A 513-nucleotide genomic window follows, 5' to 3' on the forward strand; every position below is an offset into this window, starting at 1 on the left:
CGTACCGGTCAGCGCTCGACGCTGCGGTCAGCGGAAATCACGTCCGCGACCGACCTGGTGCCGGACCTGATAGCCCGTGTGGAGCGGCTAGAGCAGCAGGTCCACGCTCTCCAGGCTGAGCTGTCGGAGCGGCTGGGACAGCTGTCCGCCGCCGCCTGGTTCATCGACCAGGTCGGGATGCTCCGCCGCCCTGACTGGGGCCGGATGCCCCGCGTCCCGCACCGCATCCGTGGCCATATCGACCCGAGCCTGTGGCTCGACCCTGATCCGGTGGACGACACGGAGCCGTCCCCTGCACGAGAGGACTAGATGATGACTGACCAGACGACGGCACCGACGCCGGTGCCCCCGATCCCTGCTGAGGATCGTCCCTGGATCGCGGCCCGGCGCGGCTGGCAAACCCTGTGGCAGGGTCTCGGCGTCGCCGTGCTCCTCGGGGTGCTGACGGCTGCCCCTGCTGTGCTGGGTGCCGAGTCGTGGGCTGAGGTGGTCGCGACCGCGCCCCCGTGGTCT

2 protein-coding genes are annotated in these 513 nt (G+C 70.6%); both read left to right on the forward strand.

The window, feature by feature from the left end; genetic code table 11:
* A partial coding sequence (locus tag Q5762_RS37030) for a hypothetical protein (protein WP_315896706.1) occupies positions 1–309 on the forward strand: 309 nt, incomplete at its 5' end.
* Between the two features lie 3 nt (positions 310–312).
* A partial coding sequence (locus Q5762_RS37035) for a hypothetical protein (RefSeq protein ID WP_315896707.1) occupies positions 313–513 on the forward strand: 201 nt, incomplete at its 3' end.

The sequence above is a fragment of the Streptomyces sp. P9(2023) genome (genome assembly GCF_032436795.1).
GTDB lineage: Bacteria > Actinomycetota > Actinomycetes > Streptomycetales > Streptomycetaceae > Streptomyces.